Genomic DNA, 1,024 nt, shown 5'->3' on the forward strand with positions numbered 1-1,024 from the left:
CGGTACATCTCCGCACGCCAGTTGCCCGACAAGGCGATCGACCTCGTCGACGAGGCCATGTCGCGCCTCAAGATGGAGATCGACTCGAGCCCCGTCGAGATCGACCAGCTGAAGCGCCAGGTCGACCGCATGAAGCTCGAGGAGCTCGCCCTCAAGAAGGAGAAGGACGACGCGTCGAAGGAGCGGCTCGCGAAGCTGCGCGAGACGCTCGTCGAGCAGGAGCGCGAACTCGCCGGCCTCGAGGCCCGCTGGGCACGCGAGCGGATGTCGCTGAACCGCGTCGGCGACCTGAAGAAGCAGCTCGACGACGCGATCACGCAGCGCGACCGCGCCATGCGCGAGGCCGACTACGCGACGGCCTCGAAGCTCGAGTACGAGACGATCGCCCGGTTGCAGCGCGACCTCGAGGCGGCCGAGCAGGCCGAGCAGGCTCCCGACGAGCCCCGCATGGTCAACGAGCAGGTCACCGAGGAGGACATCGCCCAGGTCATCGCCGCGTGGACGGGCATCCCCGTCGGCCGCCTGCTGCAGGGCGAGACCGAGAAGCTGCTGCACCTCGAGCAGGAGCTCGGCAAGCGCCTCATCGGCCAGAAGCGCGCCGTCGCGGCGGTCGCCGACTCGGTGCGCCGCTCGAGGGCCGGCATCAGCGACCCCAACCGGCCGACCGGGTCCTTCCTGTTCCTCGGCCCGACGGGTGTCGGCAAGACCGAGCTCGCGAAGGCGCTCGCCGAATTCCTCTTCGACGACGAGCACGCCATGGTGCGCATCGACATGTCGGAGTACGGCGAGAAGTTCTCGGTCTCCCGACTCGTCGGCGCGCCCCCCGGCTACGTCGGCTACGACCAGGGCGGCCAACTCACCGAGGCCGTGCGGCGGCGCCCCTACTCGGTGATCCTGTTCGACGAGGTCGAGAAGGCGCACCCCGAGGTCTTCGACGTGCTGCTGCAGGTGCTCGACGACGGGCGCCTCACCGACGGCCAGGGTCGCACGGTGGACTTCAGGAACACCATCCTGATCCTCACGT

1 protein-coding gene is annotated in these 1,024 nt (G+C 69.1%); it reads left to right on the forward strand.

Annotated features, from left to right (window positions below; translation table 11 throughout):
* Nucleotides 1-1,024 (forward strand): AAA family ATPase (locus tag ACFWWU_RS37570; protein ID WP_384153806.1); only part of this gene is annotated, 1,024 nt, incomplete at both ends.

Origin of the sequence: Streptomyces sp. NPDC058650, assembly GCF_042717315.1 — a bacterium.
Lineage (GTDB): Bacteria > Actinomycetota > Actinomycetes > Streptomycetales > Streptomycetaceae > Streptomyces.